This is a genomic window from Actinacidiphila glaucinigra, from assembly GCF_035918135.1.
GTDB classification, from domain to species: domain Bacteria; phylum Actinomycetota; class Actinomycetes; order Streptomycetales; family Streptomycetaceae; genus Actinacidiphila; species Actinacidiphila glaucinigra.
This window is the reverse complement of record NZ_CP109144.1, coordinates 808871-834795: the sequence shown is the minus strand read 5'-3', so window position 1 is coordinate 834795 and position 25925 is coordinate 808871. Positions and strand designations below refer to the sequence as shown.

The 25925-nt window shown below is 72.7% G+C and carries 21 protein-coding genes; 9 read left to right on the top strand and 12 right to left on the bottom strand.

The genetic code is table 11. From position 1 onward, the window contains the following. Nucleotide 1: 1 nt before the first annotated feature. Together OIE69_RS03645 and OIE69_RS03640 are read right to left on the bottom strand one after the other, a co-directional pair. Nucleotides 2–238: a hypothetical protein gene (locus tag OIE69_RS03645; RefSeq protein ID WP_326580953.1), complete on the bottom strand. Its 237-nt coding sequence runs from the start codon at nucleotides 236–238 to the stop codon at nucleotides 2–4. 182 nt (nucleotides 239–420) lie between these two features. Further along, nucleotides 421–918 carry an ArsR/SmtB family transcription factor gene (locus OIE69_RS03640; RefSeq protein ID WP_326570462.1) on the bottom strand — a complete coding sequence of 166 codons (498 nt, stop codon included), beginning with the start codon at nucleotides 916–918 and terminating at the stop codon, nucleotides 421–423. A 175-nt stretch (nucleotides 919–1093) separates the two neighbouring features. Between OIE69_RS03640 and OIE69_RS03635 the strand changes: the two genes are divergently transcribed. Further along, a complete protein-coding gene (locus OIE69_RS03635; protein ID WP_326570461.1) occupies nucleotides 1094–1924 on the top strand; it encodes a class I SAM-dependent methyltransferase in 831 nt (276 codons plus the stop codon). 196 nt (nucleotides 1925–2120) lie between these two features. Here the strand turns inward: OIE69_RS03635 and OIE69_RS03630 are convergent, their stop codons facing one another. From OIE69_RS03630 to OIE69_RS03615, 4 genes are all read right to left on the bottom strand, one after another. Next, on the bottom strand, nucleotides 2121–2243 hold the full coding sequence (locus OIE69_RS03630) for a hypothetical protein (RefSeq protein WP_326570460.1): 123 nt from the start codon (nucleotides 2241–2243) through the stop codon (nucleotides 2121–2123). A gap of 89 nt (nucleotides 2244–2332) precedes the next feature. Further along, entirely contained in the window at nucleotides 2333–3019 is a 687-nt protein-coding gene (locus tag OIE69_RS03625) for an NADPH-dependent F420 reductase (RefSeq protein WP_326570459.1), read from the bottom strand. 34 nt (nucleotides 3020–3053) lie between these two features. Then, nucleotides 3054–4085, bottom strand: coding sequence for an LLM class flavin-dependent oxidoreductase (locus OIE69_RS03620; protein ID WP_326570458.1), 1032 nt, complete (start codon nucleotides 4083–4085; stop codon nucleotides 3054–3056). After that, the gene (locus OIE69_RS03615) at nucleotides 4078–5127 is read right to left on the bottom strand and encodes an LLM class flavin-dependent oxidoreductase (protein ID WP_326570457.1); all 1050 of its coding nucleotides are present in this window, start codon (nucleotides 5125–5127) and stop codon (nucleotides 4078–4080) included. Before OIE69_RS03615 ends, OIE69_RS03620 begins: the two co-directional genes overlap by 8 nt. Before the next feature lie 104 nt (nucleotides 5128–5231). On the opposite strand from OIE69_RS03615, the gene OIE69_RS03610 reads away from it, so the two are divergent. Then, nucleotides 5232–5708, top strand: coding sequence for a MarR family winged helix-turn-helix transcriptional regulator (locus OIE69_RS03610; RefSeq protein WP_326570456.1), 477 nt, complete (start codon nucleotides 5232–5234; stop codon nucleotides 5706–5708). A 27-nt stretch (nucleotides 5709–5735) separates the two neighbouring features. Here OIE69_RS03610 and OIE69_RS03605 read toward each other — a convergent pair whose 3' ends face one another. Next, on the bottom strand, nucleotides 5736–6545 hold the full coding sequence (locus OIE69_RS03605) for an SDR family NAD(P)-dependent oxidoreductase (protein ID WP_326570455.1): 810 nt from the start codon (nucleotides 6543–6545) through the stop codon (nucleotides 5736–5738). 123 nt (nucleotides 6546–6668) lie between these two features. Next, entirely contained in the window at nucleotides 6669–7514 is an 846-nt protein-coding gene (locus tag OIE69_RS03600; protein ID WP_326570454.1) for a GNAT family N-acetyltransferase, read from the bottom strand. Nucleotides 7515–7663: 149 nt separating this feature from the next. Between OIE69_RS03600 and OIE69_RS03595 the strand changes: the two genes are divergently transcribed. After that, the gene (locus tag OIE69_RS03595; RefSeq protein WP_326570453.1) at nucleotides 7664–9784 is read left to right on the top strand and encodes a HEAT repeat domain-containing protein; all 2121 of its coding nucleotides are present in this window, start codon (nucleotides 7664–7666) and stop codon (nucleotides 9782–9784) included. 34 nt (nucleotides 9785–9818) lie between these two features. On the opposite strand, the gene OIE69_RS03590 is transcribed toward OIE69_RS03595, so the two are convergent. After that, complete coding sequence (locus OIE69_RS03590; RefSeq protein WP_326580951.1) at nucleotides 9819–10862, bottom strand: multicopper oxidase domain-containing protein; 1044 nt, start codon at nucleotides 10860–10862, stop codon at nucleotides 9819–9821. 201 nt (nucleotides 10863–11063) lie between these two features. Here OIE69_RS03590 and OIE69_RS03585 point away from each other — a divergent pair, with 201 nt between their 5' ends. Together OIE69_RS03585 and OIE69_RS03580 are read left to right on the top strand one after the other, a co-directional pair. Beyond that, on the top strand, nucleotides 11064–13544 hold the full coding sequence (locus tag OIE69_RS03585; protein WP_326570452.1) for a ThuA domain-containing protein: 2481 nt from the start codon (nucleotides 11064–11066) through the stop codon (nucleotides 13542–13544). A gap of 47 nt (nucleotides 13545–13591) precedes the next feature. Then, nucleotides 13592–15760, top strand: coding sequence for an OmpL47-type beta-barrel domain-containing protein (locus OIE69_RS03580; RefSeq protein ID WP_326580949.1), 2169 nt, complete (start codon nucleotides 13592–13594; stop codon nucleotides 15758–15760). A 91-nt stretch (nucleotides 15761–15851) separates the two neighbouring features. Here the strand turns inward: OIE69_RS03580 and OIE69_RS03575 are convergent, their stop codons facing one another. Both OIE69_RS03575 and OIE69_RS03570 read right to left on the bottom strand, forming a co-directional pair. Then, on the bottom strand, nucleotides 15852–16919 hold the full coding sequence (locus OIE69_RS03575) for a hypothetical protein (protein WP_326570451.1): 1068 nt from the start codon (nucleotides 16917–16919) through the stop codon (nucleotides 15852–15854). Nucleotides 16920–16927: 8 nt separating this feature from the next. After that, nucleotides 16928–18298, bottom strand: a complete 1371-nt coding sequence (locus OIE69_RS03570) for an ADP-ribosylglycohydrolase family protein (RefSeq protein WP_326570450.1) — start codon at nucleotides 18296–18298, stop codon at nucleotides 16928–16930. 122 nt (nucleotides 18299–18420) lie between these two features. On the opposite strand from OIE69_RS03570, the gene OIE69_RS03565 reads away from it, so the two are divergent. Then, nucleotides 18421–19617 (top strand): MFS transporter, encoded by a 1197-nt coding sequence (locus OIE69_RS03565; RefSeq protein ID WP_455550601.1) that lies wholly within the window; start codon nucleotides 18421–18423, stop codon nucleotides 19615–19617. Between the two features lie 60 nt (nucleotides 19618–19677). On the opposite strand, the gene OIE69_RS03560 is transcribed toward OIE69_RS03565, so the two are convergent. Beyond that, the gene (locus OIE69_RS03560) at nucleotides 19678–20130 is read right to left on the bottom strand and encodes a MarR family winged helix-turn-helix transcriptional regulator (protein WP_326570449.1); all 453 of its coding nucleotides are present in this window, start codon (nucleotides 20128–20130) and stop codon (nucleotides 19678–19680) included. Between the two features lie 434 nt (nucleotides 20131–20564). Here OIE69_RS03560 and wrbA point away from each other — a divergent pair, with 434 nt between their 5' ends. From wrbA to OIE69_RS03545, 3 genes are all read left to right on the top strand, one after another. Continuing rightward, a complete protein-coding gene (gene wrbA / locus OIE69_RS03555) occupies nucleotides 20565–21176 on the top strand; it encodes an NAD(P)H:quinone oxidoreductase (RefSeq protein ID WP_326570448.1) in 612 nt (203 codons plus the stop codon). 100 nt (nucleotides 21177–21276) lie between these two features. Continuing rightward, the gene (locus OIE69_RS03550) at nucleotides 21277–21948 is read left to right on the top strand and encodes a hemerythrin domain-containing protein (RefSeq protein WP_326570447.1); all 672 of its coding nucleotides are present in this window, start codon (nucleotides 21277–21279) and stop codon (nucleotides 21946–21948) included. 346 nt (nucleotides 21949–22294) lie between these two features. Then, a complete protein-coding gene (locus tag OIE69_RS03545; RefSeq protein ID WP_326570446.1) occupies nucleotides 22295–25918 on the top strand; it encodes a S8 family serine peptidase in 3624 nt (1207 codons plus the stop codon). Nucleotides 25919–25925 lie beyond the last annotated feature (7 nt).

Here is a 25925-nt window from a genome sequence, read left to right as displayed (position 1 = left end):
GTCACACCACCCCCTGTGCGCGCAGTTCGGCGCGGCGGTCCGCCCCGATGCCCAGTTCGGCGAGGACGGCGTCGGTGTGCTCGCCCAGGTCCGGTCCGAGCCAGCGCGTGCCGCCGGGCGCCTCGGCCAGCTTGGGGACGATGCCGGGGAAGGCCACGTCCTGGTGCCACCCGGGGGCGATGGCCACGCGGTGCCGCTCGAGCATGCCGCGCGCCGCGAAGTGCGGATCCTCGGCGATCTCGGCCGCCGTGAAGATCGGTCCGGACGGGATCCCGCCCTCCTCAGGACCTCCTCGTACGGCAGCCGCCCGGTCCAGGCCGATATCGCTGCGTGACGCCGGCGAGGGGCGCCGAACCGCGTCCGCCGGAGGCCCGAGGCGCCCAAGCCGCCGCGCGTGGCCGTGGTGGGGCGGCGCCGTCGTCAGGGCCGGTTCGGGTCGGGGTGCACCACCAGGAAGAGTGACCAGGCGGGCGCGGCCGGATCGTCCGGGCGGTTGGCGAACTCTTCCAGCAGGTCCTGGAGCCGGGTGCGGAACTCCTCCATCTGCGGCGGCGGCAGGCGCAGTCCCATCCTGGTGCCCTCGGCCTCGGCTGCGGGGACGAGGGCGAGTTCCTCCAGGAACGCGTCGAGCATCGACCGGTCCTGTGCGGGCGCCTCGATGTGCCAGGTCTTGCGCGTCGACAGATAGGGGATCTCCCGTGCGCCGCGCGCGCCGCGCCGTTCTTCCTGCGCTTCCAGGAACCCGGTGCGCACCAGCGTCCTGGTGTGGTGCAGCACGCTGGCCGGGTCACGGCCGAGGACCGCCGCGATCTCCTTGTTCGTGCGCGGCTCCCGCGCGCAGATGCGCAGGATGCGCAGGCGGAGAGCGGAGGCAAGTGCCTTCGCTTCCGCGTCGGTCGCCGGCCGGCGTTCGGTCATGAGAGGCAGCCTACCGAGTGCCGGCAGCCCGTTGAAGGGCCGGAACGCAAGTGATTGACAAAACCAAATCACTCCTCCAGGGTACGGCTGTGGCTTACGCGGCCCGGTGAGGGCCCCCAGCTGATCAGCGCAACTCCCGTCACGCCCACCGCAGTCCGAAAGAACGAGGTCGACCATGCCGAACCGTCCCGGAACGACCGGCGGACCCGCCGCTCCCGAGAGCCCCGTCGGACAGGCGGACGCCCGGGCGCCCGGGTCGGTGTCCTGGATCAGTCCCGTCGAGGCTCCCCCGGGGCCCGGGGAGACGGCGAACGACTACGACCGCTTCGCCGAGGCGTACGCGGCCGAGAACGAGACCAGCCTCATCAACGCCTACTACGCGCGTCCCGCGATCGTCGACCTGGCCGGTGACGTGGCGGGCCGCCGGATCCTCGACGCCGGCTGCGGCGCCGGCCCCGTGGCCGAGGACCTGCGCGAGCGGGGCGCCGTCGTGGCCGGCTTCGACTCCAGTGCCGGGATGCTGGCGCTGGCCCGGCGGCGGCTCGGCCACGGCGTGGTGCTGGAGCGCGCCGAACTGGGCGGCCCGCTGCCGTTCGCCGACGCCGAATTCGACGACGTGGTCGCCTCCCTGGTGCTCCACTACCTGGAGGACTGGACGACGGCCCTGGCCGAACTGCGGCGCGTGCTGAAGCCCGGCGGACGGCTCATCGTGTCCGTCAACCACCCCTTCGCCAGCCAGATGGCGGCACCGCCCGGAACCGACTACTTCGCGACCCGTTCCGCCTCCGAGATGTGGGAACTCGGCGGTGGCAAACACCTGATGACCTTCTGGGACCGGCCGCTGCACGCGATCACCGACGCGTTCACCGCGGCCGGCTTCCGGATCGACGTCATCAGCGAACCGGCCCCGGCACCCGACGCCCGCGAACGGTTCCCCGAGCTCTTCGCGCAGAAGCAGTCGGGCAAGTTCCTGTGCTTCCTGTTCTTCGTCCTCACCAAGGCCTGACCTCCGCCCCCGGGGAAGGCCCGGCACCGCACCGGGTCGCCCCCGGCACCCCTTCTTTTGCTCATGAGGTGCCAGACAGCCTGAAACCTGCAGCAGGTGCCACCTCTCGTCGACATTCAGTGCCAACCATTGCTGACAGAGTTCAACGGGACTGCGGGCCAGGATCCCCGATCGGTGCCGTCCGGGACTGAAACTCTTACTCGTCCGTGGCGGCCAACGCCCGCAGCTGGTCGGGGACGTCATCGGCGGGGCCGTAGGCGTGGTGCAGCTGCGGCCGGGCGATCCGGTCGAGACCGGCGAACACGGTGTCGAGATCCATGCGGAAGATCGTGTCACGGGGTGTTCGACAACGCCGGGCCCGGGCGGGAGGCCGTTGCCTCCCGCCCGGGCCCGGCGGTACGCGGGCGGCTACGCCCGCGCCTCGGCGACGGTCCGTCCGCGGTCGGTCCGCGGGAACCGGTCGAGCATGGCGCGCAGTTCCTCGCTGTCGACGTTGGCGCCGAAGGGCTCGGTGCCCGGTTCCAGGCGGACACCCTCGGCGAGCGGGCCGGCGACGACGGGGTCAAAGCCGAGTGCGTCCACGAGGCGGGCGACCTCGGCGAGGTCGCCGGGGTCGTCGCCGGCGACGGCGATCGCCTTGCGGCCGGGCGTCCCGGCGGGCCGGGCCCCGTCCTCCAGGTCGTGGTACCCCATGTGGTTGAAGGCCTTCACCACGCGGGAACCCGACAGGAAAGCCTGGACGGTCTCGCTCGACGACGTGCGCGGGTCGGTGAGGTCGTCGCGTATGCCGTCGATCTCCCACCAGTAGTTCATCGCGTCGATCACGAGCTTGCCGCGCAGCGCCTCGGCCGGGACGGTGCGGTACTTGCCCAGGGGGAGGGCGAGGACCGCGAGGTCGGCCCGGGCGGCGGCCTCGGCGGCGGTGACGGCGACCGCGCCCGGGGTGAGGACCTCCACCGTGAGCGCGATGTCGCCGGGGTCGCCCGAGCCCGCGATCAGCACGCGGTGGCCCGCGGCCAGGGCCAGCCGGGCCAGCACGGTCCCGACCTTGCCCGCGCCCAGGATGCCGATCGTGCGCACGCCCTCGGTGTTCATGTCGCTTCTCTCCGTTCCTGCGTCAGCTTCGCCGTCAGCCCGCGAGGATGTCGCGGACCATGGGGATGACCTTCGTGCCGTACAGCTCGACGGCACGCATGCGGGCGCCGACCGGCTGGGGGCCCACGGTGTAGATGAGGTCGAACCGGCCGACCCCGAGGTCGCCGACCGCCGCGGCGATCTTGCGGGCGACGGTCTCGGGGGACCCGACGTAGAGCGAGCCGTGCTCGATCTCGGCGTCGAACTCCTCGCGGCGGACCGGCGGCCAGCCGCGCAGCTTGCCGATGCGGTCGCGCATCACCTTGTAGCCGGGCCAGAACCCCTCCCTGGCCTCCTCGTCGCTGTCCGCGATGAAGCCGGGGGAGTGCATCCCCACCGGATGTGCGGTCGTGCCGAACTGGTCCGCCGCGCGCCGGTACAGGTCGATGTACGGCGCGAAGCGCGTGGGGGCGCCGCCGATGATCGCGAGCATCAGCGGGAACCCGTAGCGCGCGGTGCGGACGACCGACTGGGGCGAGCCGCCCACGCCGACCCAGGTCTTCAGCCGCCCGGACTCGGTCTTCGGGTAGACGTCGGCGTCCTGCAGCGGCGCACGTGTGGTGCCGCTCCAGGTCACCGGCTTCTCGTCGAGGAGCTTCGCGAAGAGCTCGATCTTCTCCTCGAAGAGCACGTCGTAGTCGTTGAGGTCGTATCCGAACAGCGGGAAGGACTCGGTGAAGGACCCGCGGCCCAGGATCACCTCTGCCCGGCCCCGGGAGAGGGCGTCGACGGTCGAGAAGCGCTGGAAGACGCGGACGGGGTCGTCGGAGCTGAGGACGGTCACGCCGGAGCCGAGCTTGATCCGCTCGGTGCGCGTGGCGATTCCGGCGAGGACGGTCTCCGGGGTCGACACCGAGTACTCGGGGCGGTGGTGCTCACCGAGCGCGATGGCGTCGACACCGATCTGGTCGGCGACGACGGCCTCGTCGAGGACCTGCCGGATGGCGGCCGCGTGGGAGACGGGGGCACCGGTGTCGTCCACCGGCACGTCGCCGAACGTGTCGAGGCCGAAGACGAGGTCAGACATCAGCGGGTTCCTTCGTGAGCAGTTCGCGCACCATCGGCGCCACTTCCCGGCCCAGGAGTTCGATCGTGCGGGCGCGGGCCTGGCGGGGCAGGTGCATGATGTCGTACTTGAGGTCGAAGCGGTTCAGGTGCAGGTCGCGGGCGACCCGGGCGATCTTGCGTGCCACGGTCGCGGGGGAGCCGACGAACAGCGCGCCGTCGGCGACCTCCGCCAGGTAGCGCTCGTACGAGGGCCGGTAGAAGCCGCGCTCCTCGGAGAGCGCGGTCATGACCGGCTCCCAGTATCGCCACCAGGTCTCGACCGCCTCTTCGTCGGTGTCCGCGACGAGGCCCAGGGAATGCTGGCCGATGGGCTGGGCGGGGTGCCCGTTCTGCTGGAGCCCGCGCCGGAAGAGGTCCACGTGGCCGGCGAAGCGCTGCGGGCGGCCCCCGATGATCGCCAGCATCAGCGGCAGCCCGTAGCGGGCGGCGCGGACGGTGGAGTTGGGGCTGCCGCCGACGCCGATCCAGGTGGGGATGCCGCCCTCGCGCATGCGCGGCCGCAGGTACTGGTCGGCCAGCGGGGTCCGGACGGTGCCGGACCAGGTGACCTTCTCCTCCCGCTGCAGGCGCATGAACAGGTCGAGCTTCTCGTCGAAGAGCCGGTCGTAGTCGGAGATGTCGTGGCCGAACAGGGCGAACGACTCGGTCACCGAGGCCCGTCCGAGGACGAGTTGGGCGCGGCCGTCCGACACCGCGTCCAGGGTGGAGAACGCGTGGTAGAGCCGCACGGGGTCGTTGGTGCTGAGCACGGTCACCGACGTGCCGAGCTTGATGTGCTCGGTGGCGGTGGCCATCGCGGAGAGCAGGACGGGGGTGGCGGTGTCCATGTGTCCGGGCCGGTAGTGCTCGCCGACGCTGATGACGTCGAGCCCCGCGGCGTCGGCGAGCGCGGCCTCCTCGACGAGCAGCCGGACGGTCTCGGCGTCGCTCAGTACGCGGCCGTCGTCCGTCGCGATCTCTCCGAACGAGTTCAGACCCATTTCGAAGGCAGTGGGCGTCATGGTCCCCTCCTGTCGCCTCCGGAACGGCTCCGCGTCCGGCGGCCAAGTGATTGACGTGTCAAGCATGCATCGATATGATTGACGTGTCAAACAGAGGGGTGTTCATGGGACGCAGACACGGGCCGCTGCCCACCACCGAAGAACTCCGGATCTGGCGTGACTTCATCGAGACCACGGAGCGGCTCCGCTCCCATCTCGCGTCGCGCCTGCAGAGCGACTCCGCGCTGTCCCCCGGGGACTACGCGGTCCTGCTCGCGCTGCACGAGGCCGAGGGCCACCACCTGCGCTCCTCCGAGCTCGCGGCGGCGATCGGCTGGGAACGCAGCCGCCTGTCGCACCACCTCGGCCGCATGGAACGGCGCGGGCTGATCCGGCGCGTGGAGTGCGCCACCGACAACCGTGGCGCCGAGGCCGTCCTCACCGACGACGGAGCCCAGGCCTTCCGGCGGGCCACGCTGCCGCACCTCGGCGCCGTCCGGGAGATGTTCGTCGACACCCTCACGCCGGAGCAGCTGGCCGCCGCCGGTGAGATCGCCGAGGCGCTGCGCGCCCGGCTGGACGCCGCCTCCGGCCCCTCCTGAGGCCGTCGCAGGCCTGCCCGGGTCCGGTCAGGGCCGGGCGTAACGGTCGCTGATGACGCCGCGCAGGCCCGCGGCGTCCCGCAAGGCCTGCCCCCGCGCGGCCTCGTCCTCCAGCACCGTCATGTCGGGGAGGGTGGGGATGCAGACGAGCTCGCCCATGTCCAGGCCGACGAGCGCGGCGCGGACGAGGTCGCCGGCGTCGACGAACGACTCCTGCGGGAACAGGGAGGAGTCCACGCCGGAGGCCTCGAAGAACTCGGTGCGCACGGGTCCTGGCAGGACGACCTGCACGCGGATGCCGCTGCCCTCGACCTCGCGTTGCAGGGCCCGGGAGAAGTGCAGGTCGTAGGCCTTGCTCGCGGCGTACGCGGTGCCGCCGGGCGGGGCGTGGAAGGCGCCGATCGACGACACGTTGATCAACGTGCCCGAGCCCTGCCGGTCGAAGGCGAGCAGCGCCGCCCGGGACAGCCGGGTCAGCGCGAGCACGTTCACCGCGACGAGGCGGTCCAGGTCCGCGGGCGCCGCCTCGCGCAGCGGCCCGAGGGCCCCGAGCCCGGCCGCGTTGACGACAACGGCGAGGGTGTCGTGGTCGAGGACGGCCCGCTCCACCCGGGCCAGGCCGTCCGGGTCGGCCAGGTCGGCGGCGAGGACGGTCGCCTCGAGACCGGTCTCCCGGTGGACGGACTCGGCGAGCGCGCCCAGCCGGTCCGCGCGGCGGGCGACGAGGATCGGCGCGTAGCCGCGCCGGGCCAGCTGCTCGGCGTAGCAGCGCCCGATCCCCGAGGACGCGCCGGTGATCAGCGCTGCGCGGGCGCGGTCTGCCTGTTCATGGGCCATGGGCACCTTCCGGGTGAGGGGCCGGACCCGTCCCGTCGTGCGGACCCGGTCCTCCCATGGTCGGGCCCCGAAGGGCCGCCGCGCCCCACGGACGGCCGGCGCGTCGCGACCGCCCGCGCAGCCTCACGCCCCGGGCGAGGACCGCCAGACCCAGTTGCGGCGCTCGTACGCCACCTGGAAGCCGAGCCGGAGCATGTTGTGCAGCGAGGAGTTGCGGGTGCCGGGTGCCTCGGCGCCGGTCTCGGCGACCAGCACACGGCAGCCGAGGTCCCGCGCCCTCAGGGCCCGGGCGGCCAGCAGGGCGGTCTGGCCGCCGCGCTTGCGGGCGTGCGGCAGCACCGCGCCGGCGAACAGCTGGGCAGCGTCACCACCGGCGTGCATCGTGCCCGTGCCGACGATCTCCCCGCCCAGCAGGGCCGCGAACGGATGCCACCCGGGCCGTCCCGCCGAGGCGGCGGTCATCCGGGCGTAGTGCTCCTCGGGCATGCCGAACGCACGGGTCACCACCGCTCCCCACTCCTGGGCGTGGTCCGCCTCCAGCGGGGCGACCCGGATCCCGGCGGGCGCCTCCAGCGCCTGCGCGCGGGCCACGGCCTCCTCGACGGGGCAGACGAGCTTCACCCAGGACGAGCCCGCCGTGATGCCCTCGCGGGCGCGGATGTCGTCCCAGTCCTCCGGGAGGAAGGCGGGCGCGATCTGGAGGACGGCCTGCGCGGTGCCCTCCGAACGGTAGAAGTCGCAGACCGCACCGATCACCTCGGCCGTGACCGGGGTGGTGACCCCGAACCCGAGGGCCTTGCTCCAGTAATGGGTGGGGTCGTTGCGCATCGACAGCACGACGCCGCCGCCGATCCGCGCGGCGTTCATCCCGAGCGCCGCCCGGACGGAGTCGGGCACCTCCGTCTCGAACCGGTACAGCGCCTCGGCCTCGGACCGCTCCGCGACCGCCGGGTGGACCACTGCGTTCATGTGAGGCCTGGCTCTCTTCTCTCGCGCACGTCGCCCGAGGGGCGGAACGCGGCCCCAGGGAGGGGCCGCGCGGATCATATATCGACAAAATGACGTACGGGAATCCGGCCCCGGAGCCGGTGTCAGTGCCCTGCGGCAGAGTGCCGCCCATGATCGACGAACGAGAACTCGACGCCATCGACTGGTCCTCCATGCACCACGCCTACGGCCCGGCTGACGAGGTTCCGGCGTGGCTGAGGGACATGGCCTCCCCGGACGCCGAGACCCGCCGGAAAGCCGTGAGCCACTTCTACAGCGCCGTCCACCACCAGGGGGACGTGTACGCCAGCACGATGGCGAGCCTGCCCTTCCTCCTCGCCCTGGCCGACGACCCCGCCACGCCCGGCCGGGCCGCGATCGTCGGGCTGCTGGTCAGCATCGGGGCTCACGCGGTCGAACGCTGCGGATACGACTACGCCGACGGCCCGGACCACAAGGGCAGCGCGGTCGTGGTGCGCGAGCACGCGGACGCCTTCGTGTCCTACGCGTGCGACGACGACCGCCTGGTGCGCCGGGCGGCGATCGAGGGACTGGGGCTGTTCGTCGACGACGCCGACCGGGCGGCCGCACTGCTGCGCGACCGGCTGCCCGCCGAGGACGGCACCGAGGAGCGGCTGCTCGTCGTGGAGACGACGGCCACGCTCGCATTGCGCCTGCCGGCGGCCCGGGACGCCGCGACCGCCTGGCTCGACGCCGTGGCCTCCGACGAGGCGGCCGACCCGGCGACCCGGCTCGCCGCCCTCGTCCACGGCGCCCGCTGCGCCCCGGAGCGGATCGTCGCCAGCACGATGCCGCAGGCCATCGGCCTGCTGCGGCTGAGCACGCCCGCCCCCGTGACCCGCACGGGAGACGAGGCCGCCGGGTCCACCACCGGGGAGTGCCGGTGCGCCGCGCCCGAAGAACCCGAAGCGAACGGAGCGCCAGCGGAGGCGTCGCGGAACGTGCCACCGCAGGTCGTTGCCGCGTTCGAGGACCTGGACCGGCACAACCGCACGCACTCCCCGCTCACGTCCCTGCTGCGGACCTTCCACCAGGTGCTGGACTCCCGCGTCGCCGAGCGCACCGCGCTCCTCACCGAGCAGATCGGCAGCTCGGATCCGGCCATCCGCCACGACGCGATACGCATGGCCAAGGAACTCATGGGCGCCCGGCGCGGGGACCACACCGCCCTGGTCACACGGCTCGCCGGCTGCCTGCTCCCCGGCCATTCGTACACCGCCGCCGAAGCCGCCGAGGTCCTCGGCGCCCTGAGCCCGATCGCCGAACCCGCCCGCGAGGCCCTGGCCGCGTACGTCCTCGCCCAACGCGACACGCACGGACCGGAGGTCTGGGCCGCCCCTTGCCCACTGCTGCGCCGTGCGCACCAGCAGGCTGTCATGGCCCTCGCCCGCCTCGGTGACATGCGCGCCCTGCCCTGCCTGCTGACGGCGCTGGACGGCGGCGTCGACGCCTGGCGCGCCGTGCAGGTGGCCGGTCACCTCGCTCCCGCGGCCGACCGGTTGGTGCCGCGGCTGTGTCAGCGCCTCACCGCCGAGGACCTGTCCGCGGAATGGGAGGACATGAGCACGAACGCCCTGCTCTCGGCGCTCGCCCGGCTGGGCGACCCGGCCGCCGTACCCGCGATCACCGGGATCGTCACGGCCTCGGCGCGCCACGGGCAGTGGCGCACCGCTGCCTCCGCCCTCAAGGCACTGGCCGCCTTCGGGACCGCGGCCGCACCCGCCCTCGAAGCGGTGCGGGGGCTGGCGCGGGCCGACGACCCCTCCGTCCGGATGGCCGCCGCGGCCACGCTGTGGGCGGCGGAAGGCGATCCGGCCACCGTGGTGCCCCTGCTGGACGACCTGCTCGACAGTCACCGGCGCCAGGAGGCGGCCGACGTGCTCGCCCGGATCGGACCGCCGGCCGCCCGCGCGCTGCCGCGCCTGCGGAACATGCTGACCGCCGACTACGAATGGACCCGCGCCCATGCCGCGAGCGCCCTGTGGGACATCGGCGGCCCGGCCGAGGCACCCGTGGTCGTGCGGATCCTCCTCGCAGCCTGGGAGGAGAACGACGCGACCTCGAACCTTGCACTGGCCTGCTTCGACCGGATGGGACCGGCCGCGGGTGAGGCCCTGCCCCAGCTCCGTGCGGAGCTGACCCGCACCCGCCGCAGCGGCCGGTTCCGCGACGTCAGGCACGACGAGGAACTGCAGCGGATGTGCCGCAGCGTCCTCGCGCGCCTGTCCTGAGGCCCGGAGAGGGCCTCACCGCCGCCAACGCGCGTCACCCCATGTCGTGGTGCGCGTGCTCCCCGCCGGAGGGCGTCTTCGCGCCACTCTTCCCGGACTTCGCCGCCCCCGCGGGGTGGTCCGGATGGTGCGGTTCGTAGCCGGGGATCGTGCCGTCGGGCTTCGCGACCAGGAACAGACCGGCCATCCCCATGTCGGAGTGGCTCTGGACGTGGCAGTGGTACATCCACGCGCCGGCGCCGACGTGTTCGCCCGCGATGATCTGGAAGCCGAAGGAGTCCGCGGGCCCGGTGATCTTGTTGTCGATCACCCGGCTGGGGTCGTCGGGGCCGGTCAGCAGGCCCGTCCTGTTGTCGGCCCAGCGATGACCGTGCATGTGGAACGTGTGGTAGTACTCGCCGTGCGTGATCATGATGATCTCGACACGATCGCCCACCGTCGCCTCGAAGTCGGGGGTGTCGGCGCCGGTCCTGTTGTTGATGGTCATGTCGTTGAAGACGATCGTGAACTGCTTGTCCGGCAGGATGTCGCCCTTCCTGCGCACGACGACCGGCCCGTAGAGGCCCTTGCGGATCCCGCCCGTTCCGTGGTCGGTGCCCACGACGTGGTCGTGGTAGTGCCAGTAGCCCGCGCTGCCCGGCCGCCATGTGCCGTCCTTGCGGCGACCCGGTGCGTGGGTCCGCCAGGTGTACGTCCGCGTGCCGCCCGGCTCGACGTGGCTGCGGGTCATCCGGGTGCCGTCGCTGGCGATGTCGTAGTCCATGCCGTGCACATGGAGGCTGGCGTCAACGTCCGAGGCGTTCTCGAACTCGATGTGCAGGGTGTCGCCCTCGACCAGTTCGATCAGCGGGCCCGGAACGGTGGCCTTGCCCTTCTCCAGGCCGTAGCCCATCTGCCCGTTCGGCAGCTTCTCTGCGTAGAGCTTGAGGTGGCGCACCTGGCCGCCGGCCGGTGCGGTGGGCGGTGAGGGCTCCGCGGAGGAAGCCGTGGGGACGGAGGCCACCGCCAGCGAGGCAGTCCCGGTGGCGGCGACCACGCCACCGGCCAGCAGCCGCCGGTTGAAACTCCTTCTGTCCAAAGCCATACCGGTCTCTCCAGTGCCGTGAGGAGACGGTCGGGGCGCGAGGGTCCCCGGGGACGGCCACACGGTAGACCAGTGATCTCCGTTTCTCCACACCCGGGACAAAGTTGGTGAGATTCCGTCTATAGCTATTGGCGGACCGTCAAAAGCCGTCTAGCTTCAGGCGCTGTTGCTGTGACCACGGAGGGTGGGTGAAGCATGCAGAACGCACCACATCACCGATCGAGATCCCGGCGAGGCACGGCCGCGGCCCTGGTGGCGGGGACCCTGGCGGCATCGCTGCTGGGCGGCACCGCCGCCATCGCCAGACCGTATCCGGAGCCGGCACCGACAACGTTATCCCTGCCGTCGCCACCGGGCGGCAAGAACGTCAAGGTCCTGGTGTTCCACGCCTCGGCCACCGAGGAGTCCCCGACCGTCGACGCGGGCATCGAGGCGATCGAGGCGATCGGCCTGTCCGGACCCGCCGCCCAGCGCTTCAAGACCGTCGCGACGGACGACGCCTCGGTCTTCACCAACGCCAAGCGCCTGGGCACCTTCAACGCGGTCGTCTTCCTGACCGGGGGCGGCGACGTGCTCGACCCCGAGCAGGAGGCCGGCCTGGAGGCCTACATGGAAGCCGGCGGCGGCTTCCTCGGCATCCACGACGCCGCGCGCACCGAACCGTACTCCGACTGGTTCGCCGGTCTGATCGGCGCCCGGCCCGCGGCCACCAGCCCGGCCGCCGTCCAGCGCGCCGTCGTCGAGATCCCCGACCGGATCAATCCGGCCACGAAGGACCTGCCGCTGGAGTGGAAGCGGCCCGACAAGTGGATCAACTGGGCGAGCAACCCGACCGGCAAGGTGCACACCGTCGCCAAGGTCAGGGAGAGCAGCTACAAGCCGGGAACCGGCGCCAACGGCGTCGACCACCCCGTCTCCTGGTGCCGCGACTACGACGGCGGCCGGTCCTTCTACACGGGGATGGGCGGTACGGCGGAGTCCTACGCCGAGACCGACTTCCGCGACCACCTGCGGGGCGCCCTGCAGTGGACGTCCCGGCTCTCGCGCGCCGACTGCAAGGCGACCATCGACGCCAACTACAGCGCGGTGAAGGTCACCCAGCCCAACCAGGCCGGCCAGCAGGACCAGATCGGCGAACCGCACGGCCTGGTCGTGGCGCCGGACGGGCGGGTGCTGTACATCGGCCGCGGCGGCGGTGCCAACGGCGCCCCGGTCGTGACCGACTGGAACAACCCCGACATGGGCAAGGGGCTCGGCCAGATCCACGTCTACGACCCGGCGACGAAGAAGGTGACCCTCGCGGGCGCCCTGGCCGTCTTCGGCAACAAGGGCGGCGGCGACGAGCTCACCAAGGTCGAGGAGGGCCTGCTCGGCATCGAGCTGGACCCCGCCTTCGAGACCAACGGCTGGGTGTACCTCCACTACACCCCGCACTCCGGCCTCGACCGTGACAAGCACGTCGCGGAGCGGCGCGTCTCCCGCTTCACGCTCGACCTCGCCACCGACAAGCTGGACCTGGCCTCCGAAAAGGTCCTGCTCAAGTGGCCCGTCCAGGTCCACAGCTGCTGCCACGCCGGCGGCGGGATGGCCTGGGACTCCAAGGGCAACCTCTACATCGCGACCGGCGACAACAATTCCTCCGGCTTCAGCGGCGGTTACTCGGGCAACAACCCGGAGCCCAACTTCAAGGGCCTGTCCTTCGCGGACGCCCGCCGCACGGCCGGCAACACCAACAACCTCAACGGCAAGATCCTGCGCATCCACCCGGAGCCGGACGGCACCTACACCCTGCCCCCGGGCAACCTCTTCACGGGCGAGGAGCAGGACGAGGGCGGCGACAAGACCCGCGGCGAGATCTACGTGATGGGCGTGCGCAACCCGGCACGGATCTCCGTCGACAAGAAGACCGACATCCTGTACGCGGGCTGGGTCGGCCCCGACGCGGGCTCACCGAGCACGACCTGGGGACCGGCGAAGTACGACACGTTCGCCGCGATCACCAAGGCCGGCAACCACGGCTGGCCGTTCTGCATGGGCAACAAGCAGCCCTACCGGGACCGCAACCTGCCGGACCCGGACAAGCCGCTGGGCTGGTACAACTGCGACGCCCCGAAGAACGAGTCGCCGAACAACGACGGCCTGGTGAACCTCCCGCCCGTCACCGGCAACACCATCTGGTACTCCCCGCAGGGCGGCGCCCCCGACTTCCCGCGGGACGCCAACGGGATCCCCAGCTACAAGAACGAGGAGGCCACCTACCTCCTGCCGTGGCTCAAGGGCGGCGGCCAGGCCACCATGGACGGCCCGGTCTACCGCTACGACGCCACGACCGCGGGCGACGGGGCGTGGCCGCAGTACTGGGACGGCAAGTGGTTCGTCGGTGACTTCTACGACGCCGACAACCCGCGCCACGCGGTGCTGACCGACCCCAAGACCGTCGGCAAGGGCGGACTGCCCGTCACCGCCGAGTCGCTGAAGAAGATCATCCCGGTCGGCCAGGGCGGCATCCGCAACCTCATGGACTGGAAGTTCGCGCCGGACGGCTCGCTCTACGTCCTCGACTACGGGCGCGGCTTCTTCACCTCCGACTCCCAGTCCGCGCTGTGGCGTGTGACGTACAAGGGCGGCGAGGCGACTCCCGCCGCCGCGGATCTGGCCAGGAAGGCTGCACAGTGAGACACCGACCTCTACGCCCGCTGGCGGCCCTGCTGGGCGCACTGCTGATGGTGCTCGGGCTCACCTCGACCGTCGCGTACGGACGCACCGACGACCGTGCGGCGGCCGGCGGGACCACGGCCGCCGCCCAGGTGCTCACCTGGACGGCCGGCTCCCGCACCGACCAGTACGCGAGCTTCCCGACCACGGCGGTGGCCGGCCCGGCGACGCTCGTCTTCGAGAACAGCGCCGCGACCGGCAACGACATCGGCATGCCGCACACGCTCACCTTCGACGTGTCGGACCCCGAGTACAACCACGACGTCCCGCTCAACATCCTGGCCAACCCGGGCGACGACTCCGGCGGCAGGCACACCGTCGACGTGACCCTGACCCCCGGCCGCTACCGCTTCTTCTGCAGCATCCCCGGCCACGGCCAGATGCAGGGCATCCTCACCGTCACCGAGGACGGCGGCGGCGAGGACACCACCGCGCCCACCACCGCGGCCGACGTCACGGGCCAGAAGAACGCCGACGGCGCCTTCGTCGGCTCCGCCACGGTCACCGTCACCGCGACCGACGACGGATCCGGTGTGAAGACGGTCGAGTACGCGGTCGGCGAGGACGGTCCGTGGCAGCCGTACACCACGCCCGTGGTCGTCGACCAGGTCGGCTCCCACAGCGTCCGCTACCGCGCCACCGACCAGGCCGGCAACGCCGCGGCCGAGAAGTCCGTCGCCTTCGACGTGGTCGCGCCGCCGACCGACGACACCACCGCGCCGGAGACCTCCGCGACCGTCAGCGGGGAGAAGGACGCCGACGGCAACTACCTGACGATGGCCACGGTCACCGTCACCGCGTCGGACACCGGGTCGGGCGTCAACACCATCGAGTACGCCATCGGGGCCGACGGCGCCTGGCAGCCGTACACCGCGCCGGTGATGGTGCACCAGGTCGGCTCCCACACCGTCCGCTACCGCGCCACCGACAAGGCGGGCAACGCGGCGGCCGGGAAGTCCGTCGCCTTCACCGTCGTGGCACCGCCCACCCAGGACACCACCGCGCCGGAGACCTCGGCGACCGTGACCGGCACCAAGAACTCCAACGGCGCGTACGTCACCAGCGCCAAGGTCACCGTCACCGCGACCGACACCGGCTCCGGGGTGGACCGCGTCGAGTACTCCCTCGACGGGGGCCCGTACCTCGCGTACTCCGCCCCCGTCATCGTCGACCGGATCGGCTCGCACACGCTCGCCTACCGTGCCACGGACAAGGCGGGCAACACCTCCACGGCCCGCGAGGTGACCTTCACCGTCGCGCAGGGCGGCGGCGTCCCGGCGCCCAACTGCCCCGAGTACGACGAGCGGCTGACCGTCATCGTCGGCACCGTGGACTCGGGCGTGCCGAACCGCCTCACCCGCAGCCGCTGCACCATCAACGAACTGATCGAGGACGAGAAGGACTGGTCCTCGCACGCCCTGTTCCTCAAGCACGTCGACGGCGTGCTCGACCGGCTGCTCAGCGACAACGTCATCGACCAGCGCGAGTTCAACAAGATCACCAAGGCCGCCAAGCAGTCGAAGATCGGCAAGCCCGGCCAGACGCAGGGCTACCGCGACCTGTTCGACGGCACCGAGGCGTCCCTCGCGAAGTGGGAGCAGGTCGGCGGCGGGCGCTTCACCCTCTCCGGCGACGGCGCCATCACCAGCAGCACGACCGTCCCCGGCATGGGCATGCTGTGGTTCCCGGAGCGCAAGTACGGCGACTTCTCGCTCAAGCTGCAGTTCCGCGACGACGCCCCTGGCACGGGCAACGCCAACGGCGGCGTCTTCATCCGCTTCCCGAACGTCCACGACCACCCCGAGGAGTCCCGGCCCGAGTGGGTCGCCATCAACTACGGTCACGAGATCCAGATCCTCGACCGCCCCGACGGCGACATGTACAAGACCGGCTCCGTCTACGGCTTCGACCGCGTGGGCCTCGGCGGCGCCGGAGTGACCCCCAAGGGCACCTGGAACGACTACGAGATCCGCGCCGAGGGCCAACACTTCACGGTCCTGCGCAACGGCGTCGTCATCAACGAGTTCGACAACGTCGGCGGCCAGGTCTTCACCCCGCCGCGCGCCGGGGACCCGGGCACCGACGGCCGGCGCTACGCCACCGGCTACATCGGCCTCCAGGTCCACAGCACGACGGACGTGATCTCCTACCGCGACATCCGCGTCAAGGAGCTGTGAGCCGGCACTCCTGACCGCCGCGTGGGCCCTCACCGCATCCGCGGTGGGGGCCCACCCGCGCTGCCGGGCGGTGAGGGGCAGGCAGGGTTGATCAGCTGTACGCGGCGACGAGGCCGTGGGCGAGGGCGTCCAGGACCGGGGCGAGTTCGTGGCGTCCGGTCAGGCCGGCGGGCAGGGCCCGCGCGCCGTGCGCCGCCCCGAGCAGGGCGCCGGTGACACAGGCGACGGACGCTCCGGCAGGCGCCGCGGCGGCGAGGCGCAGTGCCTCGACGACCTGGTGCCGGTGCGGGAGGGAGGCGGCGCAGTAGAGGGCGCCGCGCAGTGCCGAGAGCGCGGTGGCGTCCGGGGCGAGAGCCGCGAGCCGTCGCGGGTCGGCCGGGTCGTCGGCGGCCTGCTGGAACGCGGTGTGCAGATGGCCGGTGCCGCCGGGGTCACCGAGGGCGTCCAGACCGGCCCGCAGGGCGATGTGCACCTGCGACTGCTCGGCGAACAGGGGTTCCTGGACGTCCACGGCGCCGGTCAGGCAGTGGTGGAGCAGCACGGCCGCGTGCGCCGCCGCCGGGTGGGCGGCGATCTCCCGTGCCCTTGCGGCCGCCTGCGCCGGACCGTGCACGGCTCCGGTGACGGCGACGGGGAGGGCGGAGACGAGAAGCGCCGCTTCCGTGCCGCGCGCCTCGGCCGGTACGGGGCGCCGGTTGCGCGGGTCGTCCGGATCGGGGGCCTCGTCCCCTGGGAGGGCCACCCAGCCGCCGTCGGCGTTCCGCACGGCCGACGGGAGGCCACCAGTGGCGCGGATGATGCCCTCGACCGTCAGGCAGGCCGACCGGGCGCCGGCTCCCGCGAGCAGCGGGCCGCGGTCCGGCAGCGCATCACGGGCGCTGCCCAGAGTGTCGCCGAGAGCCAGACCGAGCAGCAGTCCGCGCACCCGGGGCAGGGCCTCCTCCCGCAGCCGCGGGCGCTCCCTGTCGAGCTCCGGCTGCTCCTCGGTGCCTTCGTCGTCGGCGACGTCCTCCTGCGGGGCGGCGGTGCGCGCCGCCGGTAGGGGCGTCGCGGGGGTACCGGCGTCGTACGGGGCGTCAGGGGCGGGCGCCGAGGTCAGCAGCCGGACCGCGTCGCGCAGTTCGGGGTGGTCCGGCACCGGGGGCGACCCGTCCGGCACGCCGCCGATCAGATGCCGTAGACGGCGGCGACGGCGGACGCCCCGGTCGGCCCGGCGGCCGAGTGGAGCAGGACCGGCTTGCCCTCCCGGCGCAGCCGCAGTACCTGGCGGGCGGCCTGGTCCAGCACATAGGGGTGGCCGGCGTCGCCTCCCGGACCGCCCGGCAGCCACACCCGTATGTGCTCCACGCCGGCACCGGGCGGGTCCGCAGGGGTCCCCGGCCGGCACAGCGACACCACGGCCCCGACCGGGACCGGCTCGGTGCCCGGGGCGCCCAGCAGCACTCCGGGGTCGTGCGGGTGGGGGACGGCGAAGCCGGCGTGGCTGCCGGTCGGCAGGCGTGGTGCCGAGGGCCAGCCGGTGTTGTCGTCGTTCCCGCTCCGGGCGGTGAGGACCGCCAGCCGGACGAGGTCCGGGGCGGTCAGGCCCGGCCAGCCGTGGACGGCCTGTTGCCAGTCCAGGGGGATGCCGGAGCAGCCCCAGTGTGCGCCGAGCAGGGCGCCGGTGATCGCTGCGACGGTGTCGGTGTCCGTGCCGGCGCGCACGGCCGCTTCCAGGGCGTGGCGCAGGTGTTGGGCGGGGAAGTGGCCTTGGGTGGGGTTCAGTTGGGGGACGGTGGTGCGGGTGATGGCGGACCAGGCGGCTTGGAGGGCGTGGACGACCCAGCCGTTGTTGGTGAAGTGGTGCGGTGGGTGGGTCTGTGCCTCGTCCAGTCGCTCGGCCCATGTCTGCCGGCGTTCGGGCGGGAGGAGTTCGAGGCCGTCGTGTACGCCGTCGAAGGTGCCGTGCAGTACGGCGGTGCGGATGCCGGAGCACCACAGGACGCAGGCGTCGGCGCAGTCGGGGTCGGGGTGGGTGAGTGCGCTGACGGCGGTGGCGGCCTCGGCCATCGCGGCGGGGTCGCCGAGGTGCGCGAGTACCACGATCCCGGTCCGCATCAACGAGCCGTTCCCCGCGGTGAGCCGGTGCCCCGCGGCGTACCGGCGCGCGGCCTCCCGCAGTGCTTCCGCGGGGCTTCCGGGCAGCCGTCCGGCGGTGCCCAGAACGGTACGGGTCTGGTTGCCGACGTCGCTGGCGCCTTCGCTCAGCCAGCCCTGGAAGCCGGCGGCGATCGCGTCCAGGGCGTCGGGGCGGCGCAGGTCCGCCCCGGTCGCCGCCACCCGGGCGACGCAGACCTGCATCTGGGTGTCGTCGGAGTACTCGCCCGGCTCGTACGGACCCAGGCCGCCGCCGATCATGCCCGGCTGCTGGTCCTCACGCAGCGTCGCCCTGAACTCGTACGGCACACCCAGCGCGTCACCCACCGCCGCGCCGAGCAGCACCCCGGCCGCACGGTCGATGGTCTGTGCGTCCAGGCGGGGGCCGGGGGTTCGGTTCATGGCCCGGCAGCTTCGCACGTCACCGTCCCCGGGGCCAAGGATTTCGCCTCCCGCGACCACGGCCCGCCCGGCGGGCTCGTCGCGATGGATCCGACGGCCCGTCAGCTAACGTGGCAGTCGTGATCAAGCAAGCGCCCGGGGAGCGCGGTGCACGGAGCGCGTACGTCGCGGCGGCCGGTGTCTTCGCGGTCGGTATGGCCGGGACCACCCTGCCGACCCCGCTCTACGGCCTCTACCGGGAGGAGATCGGGTTCTCCGAACTGGTCGTCACGGTCGTCTTCGCGGTCTACGCGATCGGAGTGATCGCCGCCCTGCTGGTCGCCGGCGACTTCTCGGACGTCCTCGGCAGGCGCCCGGTGCTGCTGACCGCGCTGGGGCTGTCGCTGCTGAGCGCGGTGTGCTTCCTGTTCCAGAACGGCCTGCCGCTGCTGTTCGCGGGGCGTCTGCTGTCGGGCTTCTCCGCCGGACTGCTCAGCGGCGCCGGGACGGCCGCCGTACTCGAACTCGCGCCCCCCGGCCTGCGCGCGCGGGCGGGACTCGCGGCCACCGCCGCCAACATGGGCGGCCTGGGGTGCGGGCCGCTGCTTTCGGGAATCCTGGCGCAGTACGCGCCGTGGCCTCTGCGGCTGCCCTTCGTGGCACACATCGCCCTGCTGCTGGCGGCGTTCGCCGTCACGCGCACCCTGCCCGAGACGGTGGCGGTCCGCAGCCCGCGTCCGCCGCTGCGCCCGCAGGGCATGGTCGTCCCGCCGCAGACACGCGCGGCCTTCGTGCCGGCCGGATTGGCCGCGTTCGCCGGCTTCTCCATGCTCGGCCTGTTCACCGCGGTGGCGCCGAGCTTCCTCGCCCTGACGCTGGGCGAGCACAATCTGGCCGTCACCGGCCTCGTCGTCTTCTCCGTGTTCTGCGCCTCCACCGCCGGTCAGATGCTGATGGGCCGCCTGGGCGTCCGGCGCGCACTGCCGGCCGGGTGCCTGGTGCTGACGACCGGCATGGCCCTGGTCGCGGTCTCGCTGGCGGTGGAGTCCCTGCCGGTGCTGGTCGTGGGCGCCCTGGTCGGCGGCCTCGGGCAGGGCATGTCGTTCCGCGCCGGTCTCACCGGCGTGAGCGCGGTGGCCCCCGACGAGCACCGCGGTGCGACGATCTCGGCCTTCTTCGTCGTCGCCTACGTCGGCATCTCCGTACCGGTGGTCGGCGTCGGAGCCCTCACCCTCGCGCTCGGGCTGCGGGACGCGGGGGTGGCCTTCGCGATGTACGTCATTCTGGTGTCGGCCGCCGTGGGGGTGTTCCTGCTGCGCCGTCCGCCGCGCACCGAATGACGCGCACCGAATGACGCGCACCGATTCACGCGGCGCGGCCGGGCCGCGCGGGGGCCCGCCTCACTCCAGCACGGACGCGATCCGCCGGATCTGATCCACCGTCATCGCCGCCGCGTCGCAGTCGACATGATCGACGACGCGGCGGCGGGCACTCAGCAGCAGCGCCGGGTAGGCCGACTCCAGGCGGCGCAGGCCCTCGCCCGTCAGGCCCGTCACCCACCCCCGGGCGTCGTGGTCGTGCCGCCTTTTCCCCACCCAGCCGCGCGCCTGGAGCGAGTTCACCACGCGCGAGATGCGGCTGAGGGACAGGGCCGTCGATGACGCGAGGTCGCTGATGCGCAGTTCGCCGCCATCAGCCTCGGACAGGTGCATCAGCACCGTGTACTCGGAGAGCGTCAGTCCGGTCGCCTTGAGGAGGTCGTCGTCCAGTGCCTTCGGCAGTGCGACGACGACCCGCATCAGGGCACGCCAGAAGCGCTCCTCGTCGGAGTCCAGGGGAGCTTCGAGGGTCATGCGGGTGTCCTGACTGTCCTGGCCGGGGTGCTCGCGGAGTCCCAGGTGATGCCCGGCGGGGATCGGCGTGTGCCGGCCGTCTGCCGGTGACCCTCCGGCCGGTTCTGCCGGTTCCGGTCCGGCTCGGAGCGCCGGGGGACACAAGAGGACCGGCACACCGGGGGACACGGCACGGTCGTCGCGCGGCCCGGAGGCGAGAGCTGCGCCTCAGGAGCGTACAACTGCGTGCGCGAGCGATGAAATCACGAAGTGCTTGCACCCGCAAATGCGTGCACAGGGTGATCGAACGGGTGCGAAAGGAGTAGTTGCTTGCGTACGCACGTTCCGTTACGGTGCTGAGCACGAGTTCAGAACCTCGTGCCGGCCTCCCCACGGCGCCTTCGCCGATCCGCGCCCAGGGGAGCAGCGGCATTCCCGCAGCAAGGAGTGAAGACGTGACACGCGTCGCCATCATCTATTACTCGGCCACCGGATCCGTGCGCAGCCTGGCGCAGGCGATCGCCGAAGGCGCACAGAAGGAGGGGGCCGAGGTCCGGCTGCGCCGCGTGGCGGAACTCGCGCCCGAGGCCGCGATCAACAGCAACCCGGTGTGGGCCGAGAACCACCGCACCTCGCAGGAGATCCCCCAGGCCGAGCTCGACGACCTCGACTGGGCGGACGCGGTGCTGTTCGGCTCCCCGACCCGCTACGGCCTGCCGGCCGCGCAGCTCAAGCAGTTCCTGGACCAGACCGGTGGCCTGTGGGCGCAGGGCAAGCTCGCCGACAAGGTCTACGCCTCCTTCACCTCCGCGGCGAACGCCCACGGCGGCCAGGAGAGCACGATCCTCGCGATGAACAACACCTTCTACCACTGGGGCGGCCTGATCGCGGCCCCCGGTTACACCGACCCGCTGCTCTTCGCCGCCGGCGGCAACCCCTACGGCCCGTCGCACCCGTCCAACAACGGCGCCGACCTGCCGGACCCCAGCCGTCTCGAGGCCGCCCGTTACCTCGGCGGCCGCGTGACGCGCATCGCCGCGGCCCTCAAGCCCGGCGGCTCCCTCTGACCGACCGGTCGATCCCGGGCCGCCGACCCGACCGGGGCGGCGGCCCACCGACAGTGGTTCCCGAAGGGGGCCACGGCAAGTGAGGTATCAAGTGACTCCGGTGAGCGAGCCCATGGCGGACGTCCGGGACATGTACATGGCGCACACCATGCTGCGCCGGGAGTTCCGCCTCCTGCCCCGGTTGGTGCGCGACGTCGCGCCGGGTGACGTGGAGCGCGCGGAGACGGTCGGTGCCCACGCCGAGCAGGTGTGCTCCGTCCTGCACCTGCACCACGAGGGCGAGGACCTGTTGCTCTGGCCGCGGCTGCTGGAGCGCGCGGGCGACCGGGCGACGGCCATCGTGCCCACGATGGAGGAGCAGCACGCCGCCATCGAGGAGGCCTACGGCGAGGTGACCGGGCTGCTGCCGGGGTGGCGAGCCGACGCGCTCGACGGCGGGCGGCTCGCGGACGCCCTCGACCGCTTGCTGCCCGCGCTCCTGGAGCACCTGGCGCTGGAGGAGAAGGAGATACTCCCGCTCGCCGAGCGGTACGTCACGGCGGCCGAGTGGCGGCAACTCGGAGAGCACGGGATGGCCAGGACCCCGCAGGAGACGTTGCCGCTGGCCCTGGGGATGGCGATGTACGAGGCGGACCCGGAGGTCGTCGAGGCGCTGCTCGCCGAACTGCCCGAGCCGCAGCGCTCGGGGCTGACGGGCGCCGCACGGCACGCCTACGCCGCTCACGCCGAGCGGGTGCACGGCACCCGCACCCCGCCCCGCGTCGGCGACTGACCCCGGTGCCCGGGGCGGGCCGACGGCGCCTCGCCCCGGGCACCGGTCCGCGCCCGGTCCCGGCACCGGATGCGTCCCCCGGCGCGGTGCCGCAACCCGCTCGTCCTGCCCCTCTGTTGGAATCTGTCAAGATCTTTTCGAAATCTCAAGGATGTGATCGTATTCGCCCAGGAAATCGCAAGGAGGAACAGTGTTGCTCTCCACGGCTCGAAGAACGGGCTTGGCGGCTCTGGGCACCGCGTCCGCCGTACTCATCACGCTCCTGAGTCCCGCGTCGGCGGGGGCTGCCGCGTCCGCCGCGCCGCCGGAGGGGCCGCCGGCCCCCGCGGGCGGCCCGGTGAGAACGGTGACCCTCGTCACCGGGGACAAGGTCGTCGTCACCCCGGGGACCGGAGGCGGGCGTGACACGCTCAGCGTCGAGCGTCGTCCCGGGGCCTCGGGTTCGGTGCGGATCGTCACGGAGGGAGGCGACACCTATGTCTACCCGGACGACGCGCTCGCGTACGTGGCCGCGGACCGCCTCGACAAGCGGCTCTTCAACGTCACCGCGCTGATCGCGCAGGGCTACGACGACGCGCGCGCCCCGCGGCTGCCCCTGATCATCACCGGCGGGAACTCCGCCGCCCTCCGCCGCGGCGCCGCCGCCCTGCCCGGTGCGCAGACCCGTCGCGAGCTTCCCTCCGTCGACGGTGCCGCGGTCGCGGCCGAGCGGTCGCAGGCCGCGGACGCCTGGGCCGCGCTCACCGCGGGCGGCACCCGCCCCTCCGGGCAGGACACCGGGTCCCGACGGGCCGCCGCGGCCCCGCCGTTCACCGGCGGCATCGGCAAGATCTGGCTGGACGGCAGGACGAAGGCCGCGCTCGCCGACACCACGGCCCAGATCGGAGCCCCGCAGGTCTGGGAGTCGGGCGACACCGGCGACGGCGTCAAGGTCGCCGTGCTGGACACCGGCGTCGACCCCGGGCACCCGGATCTGAAGGACCGGATCGTCGGCACCCGCAGCTTCGTCCCCGACCAGGACGTGCCGGACCGCAGCGGCCACGGGACCCATGTCTCCTCCACCGTCGCCGGCACCGGCGCTGCGTCGGACGGCAAGGAGAAGGGTGTCGCCCCCGGCGCCGACCTGGTGGTCGGCAAGGTGCTCGGCAACCGCGGCGAGGGACAGGAGTCCTGGGTCATCGGCGGCATGGAGTGGGCCGCGCGCACGGAGCACGCCAAGGTCGTCAACATGAGCCTCGGCAGCGCCGAGCCCAGCGACGGCACGGACCTGATGAGCCGGAGCCTGAACGCCCTCAGCGCCGAGACCGGCACGCTGTTCGTCGTCTCCGCCGGCAACAGCGGCCGCGGGGCCACGCCGTACACCGTCGGTTCCCCGGCCGCCGCCGACGCCGCACTGACCGTGGGCGCGGTCGGCGCCTCCGACGACCTCGCGAACTTCTCCAGCGTCGGACCGCGTGTCGGCGACGAGGGCCTCAAGCCCGACCTCACGGCCCCCGGAGTGAACGTCCTGGCCGCCCGGTCGCAGTACGCCGACCAGGGGGAGGGCCCCTACACGACGATGAGCGGGACGTCGATGGCCGCCCCGCACGTCACCGGCGCCGCGGTCCTGCTGGCGCAGAGGCATCCCGACTGGCCGGCCGCCCGGCTGAAGGACGCCCTGATGAGCACCAGCAGGCCGACGCCGTACCTGACCGCGTACCAGGGCGGTTCGGGGCGCGTCGACGTGGCGGCCGCGGTCCGCGCCCGGGTCACCGCCACCGGATCGGCCTTCCGCTTCCTCCCGTGGCCGAACGGGAGCACCGGCCCCGTCAGGCAGGAGGTCACCTACACCAACTCCGGTGACGAGCCAGTGACGTTGCGGCTCGCGGTGGAGGCGGGCGCCTCCGACGCCGGCGTGTTCACCCTCTCCGCCGACGAGGTCACCGTACCGGCCCACGGCAGCACCGCCGTCGAGGTCGCCACCGACCCGGCCGGCCTCGCGCGGGGCAACCACACCGCCCAGGTCGTCGCCCGCGACGCCGACGGCGCGGCGGTCGCCCACACGGTCACCGGCGTCGGCCTCGAGCCGGAGCGCTACGACCTCGGCATCGGCATGAAGGACCGCGCGGGCAGGCCCATGGGCGGCTGGATCCACCTCAAGGGCGCCCTCAGCAGGTCCACCACCGCGTACGAGATCCCCGCGAGCGGAGAACTGACCCTGCGTCTGCCGGCCGACACCTACACGGTGGTGTCGTACGCGGACGTCCAGGGCACCCACGGCCCCGACTCCCGGGGCATCGCCCTGCTGAGCGCCCCCGAGGTGGACCTGACCACGGACCGGCGGGTCGACCTGGACGCATCCAAGGCCCACCAGGTACGGGCCGTCACACCGAAGGCCAGCACGCTGGTGAACACCAGGCTGGACTTCTTCCGCTCCTTCACCTCCACCGAGCCGGGCCCGGACGACTACGGCGCGATGCGTGAGAACGTGGTCGTCGGCCGGGGCTACGACAGCGTCTGGGCCCAGCCGACCGGTGCCAAGGTGCGGCACGGCAGTTTCGTGTTCGCCACCCGCCTGCGGGCCCAGCAGACGCCGCTCGACCTGTCCTACGACGGCGCGAGGATCGACGACGCCCTCGCCCAGGACGGAAGCGCCGTCCTTCCCGACGGCACGTCGACCCTGGACGCGGTGTTCGCCGGGGCCGGTTCGCCCCAGGACTTCGCGAAGGCGGCGGTCCGCGGCAAGGTCGCCGTGGTCCGCCACAGCGCCGAGGTCGCGCCCTCGGAGCAGGCATCGGCCGCGAAGGCGGCCGGAGCGAGGCTGCTGCTCGTGGTCAACGACGGGGTGGGGCGACTCGCCGAGTGGTACGGGGAACCGGACTACAGCGCCGCCGTCGACGTGCCCGTCGTCTCGGTGGGCAAGGACGAGGGCGAGGCACTGATCGCCCGGATCGCCGCGGCGCGCGAGCACCGGGTGCGGCTCCGGGTGGCGGCGCACCCCTCCCCCTCCTACGTGTACGACCTGGTCAAGTACCACGCGGGCGCCGTGCCCAAGGACGTGGCCTACCACGCGGACCCGGACCGACTGGCACGTATCGACCTCGACTTCGCCCAGCCCCAGGGCAAGCAGGCCCTGGAGCGCCGGACGGACTTCCCGGCGTACGAGTGGGCCACGGGATACTCCTTCGGCCTCGAGCCCATGGCCCCCGGACGGCGCACCGACTGGGTGACCGCGGGGGAGGACGCCACCTGGCAGCAGACCGCGTCGGTCACCGGCTGGGTGGGCGCGACGAACAGCCCCACGTCCTACCGGCAGGGCAGCGTCCAGCGGGAGCGCTGGCTCGGCCCGGTCCTGCGGCCCCGCATGTCCGGCAGCGACTCCCAGGTGCGCGACGACACCTCGCTCTCGCTGGTCGTCAACGGCTGGAGCGACTCCGGAGCCCCGCACACGGGTTCCGCGGGAAGCGAGACGATGACCACGCGCACCTCGCTGCTCCAGGGCGGCACCACCTTGCTGACGACGGACAGCGCCTACGTCAACGCCTTCGACCTGCCGGCCGAGTCGCTGCCGTACCGGCTCGTCGTCGACACGGCCGGTGATCCGGTGCTGAGCCCGTACTCGTCGAAGACCCGCACGGAGTGGGACTTCGTCTCGGGCAAGGCGCAGTCCGGGACCGTACCGCTGGTGCAACTCGACTACGGCACGGACCTCGACGCCGCGGGCAGGGCGCACCGCGCGGGGGAGGTCTCCATCACCCCCTCGGTGCTCGGCACGTCCGCGAAGGACGCGGTCTCCTCGGTCCGGCTCGAGGTCTCCTACGACGGCGGAGCGTCCTGGCGCCGCCAGGACCTGAGGGAACGTCAGGGAACCTGGCGCACCACCCTGCACGCCCCCTCCTCGGCCGCGTTCGTGTCGCTGCGCACCACCGCCACGGCACGCACCGGGGGATCGGTCGCGCAGACCGTCATCCGGGCCTTCGGCCTGAGGTGACGCCCGG

Excerpts from the sequence above, each read along its gene's own strand:
- OIE69_RS03640 (WP_326570462.1), bottom strand. The coding sequence starts at position 918 with ATGACCGAACGCCGGCCGGCGACCGACGCGGAAGCGAAGGCACTTGCC.
- OIE69_RS03635 (WP_326570461.1), top strand. The coding sequence starts at position 1,094 with ATGCCGAACCGTCCCGGAACGACCGGCGGACCCGCCGCTCCCGAGAGC.
- OIE69_RS03630 (WP_326570460.1), bottom strand. The coding sequence starts at position 2,243 with ATGGATCTCGACACCGTGTTCGCCGGTCTCGACCGGATCGCCCGGCCG.
- OIE69_RS03625 (WP_326570459.1), bottom strand. The coding sequence starts at position 3,019 with ATGAACACCGAGGGCGTGCGCACGATCGGCATCCTGGGCGCGGGCAAG.
- OIE69_RS03620 (WP_326570458.1), bottom strand. The coding sequence starts at position 4,085 with ATGTCTGACCTCGTCTTCGGCCTCGACACGTTCGGCGACGTGCCGGTG.
- OIE69_RS03615 (WP_326570457.1), bottom strand. The coding sequence starts at position 5,127 with ATGACGCCCACTGCCTTCGAAATGGGTCTGAACTCGTTCGGAGAGATC.
- OIE69_RS03610 (WP_326570456.1), top strand. The coding sequence starts at position 5,232 with ATGGGACGCAGACACGGGCCGCTGCCCACCACCGAAGAACTCCGGATC.
- OIE69_RS03605 (WP_326570455.1), bottom strand. The coding sequence starts at position 6,545 with ATGGCCCATGAACAGGCAGACCGCGCCCGCGCAGCGCTGATCACCGGC.
- OIE69_RS03600 (WP_326570454.1), bottom strand. The coding sequence starts at position 7,514 with ATGAACGCAGTGGTCCACCCGGCGGTCGCGGAGCGGTCCGAGGCCGAG.
- OIE69_RS03595 (WP_326570453.1), top strand. The coding sequence starts at position 7,664 with ATGATCGACGAACGAGAACTCGACGCCATCGACTGGTCCTCCATGCAC.
- OIE69_RS03585 (WP_326570452.1), top strand. The coding sequence starts at position 11,064 with ATGCAGAACGCACCACATCACCGATCGAGATCCCGGCGAGGCACGGCC.
- OIE69_RS03580 (WP_326580949.1), top strand. The coding sequence starts at position 13,592 with ATGGTGCTCGGGCTCACCTCGACCGTCGCGTACGGACGCACCGACGAC.
- OIE69_RS03570 (WP_326570450.1), bottom strand. The coding sequence starts at position 18,298 with ATGAACCGAACCCCCGGCCCCCGCCTGGACGCACAGACCATCGACCGT.
- OIE69_RS03560 (WP_326570449.1), bottom strand. The coding sequence starts at position 20,130 with ATGACCCTCGAAGCTCCCCTGGACTCCGACGAGGAGCGCTTCTGGCGT.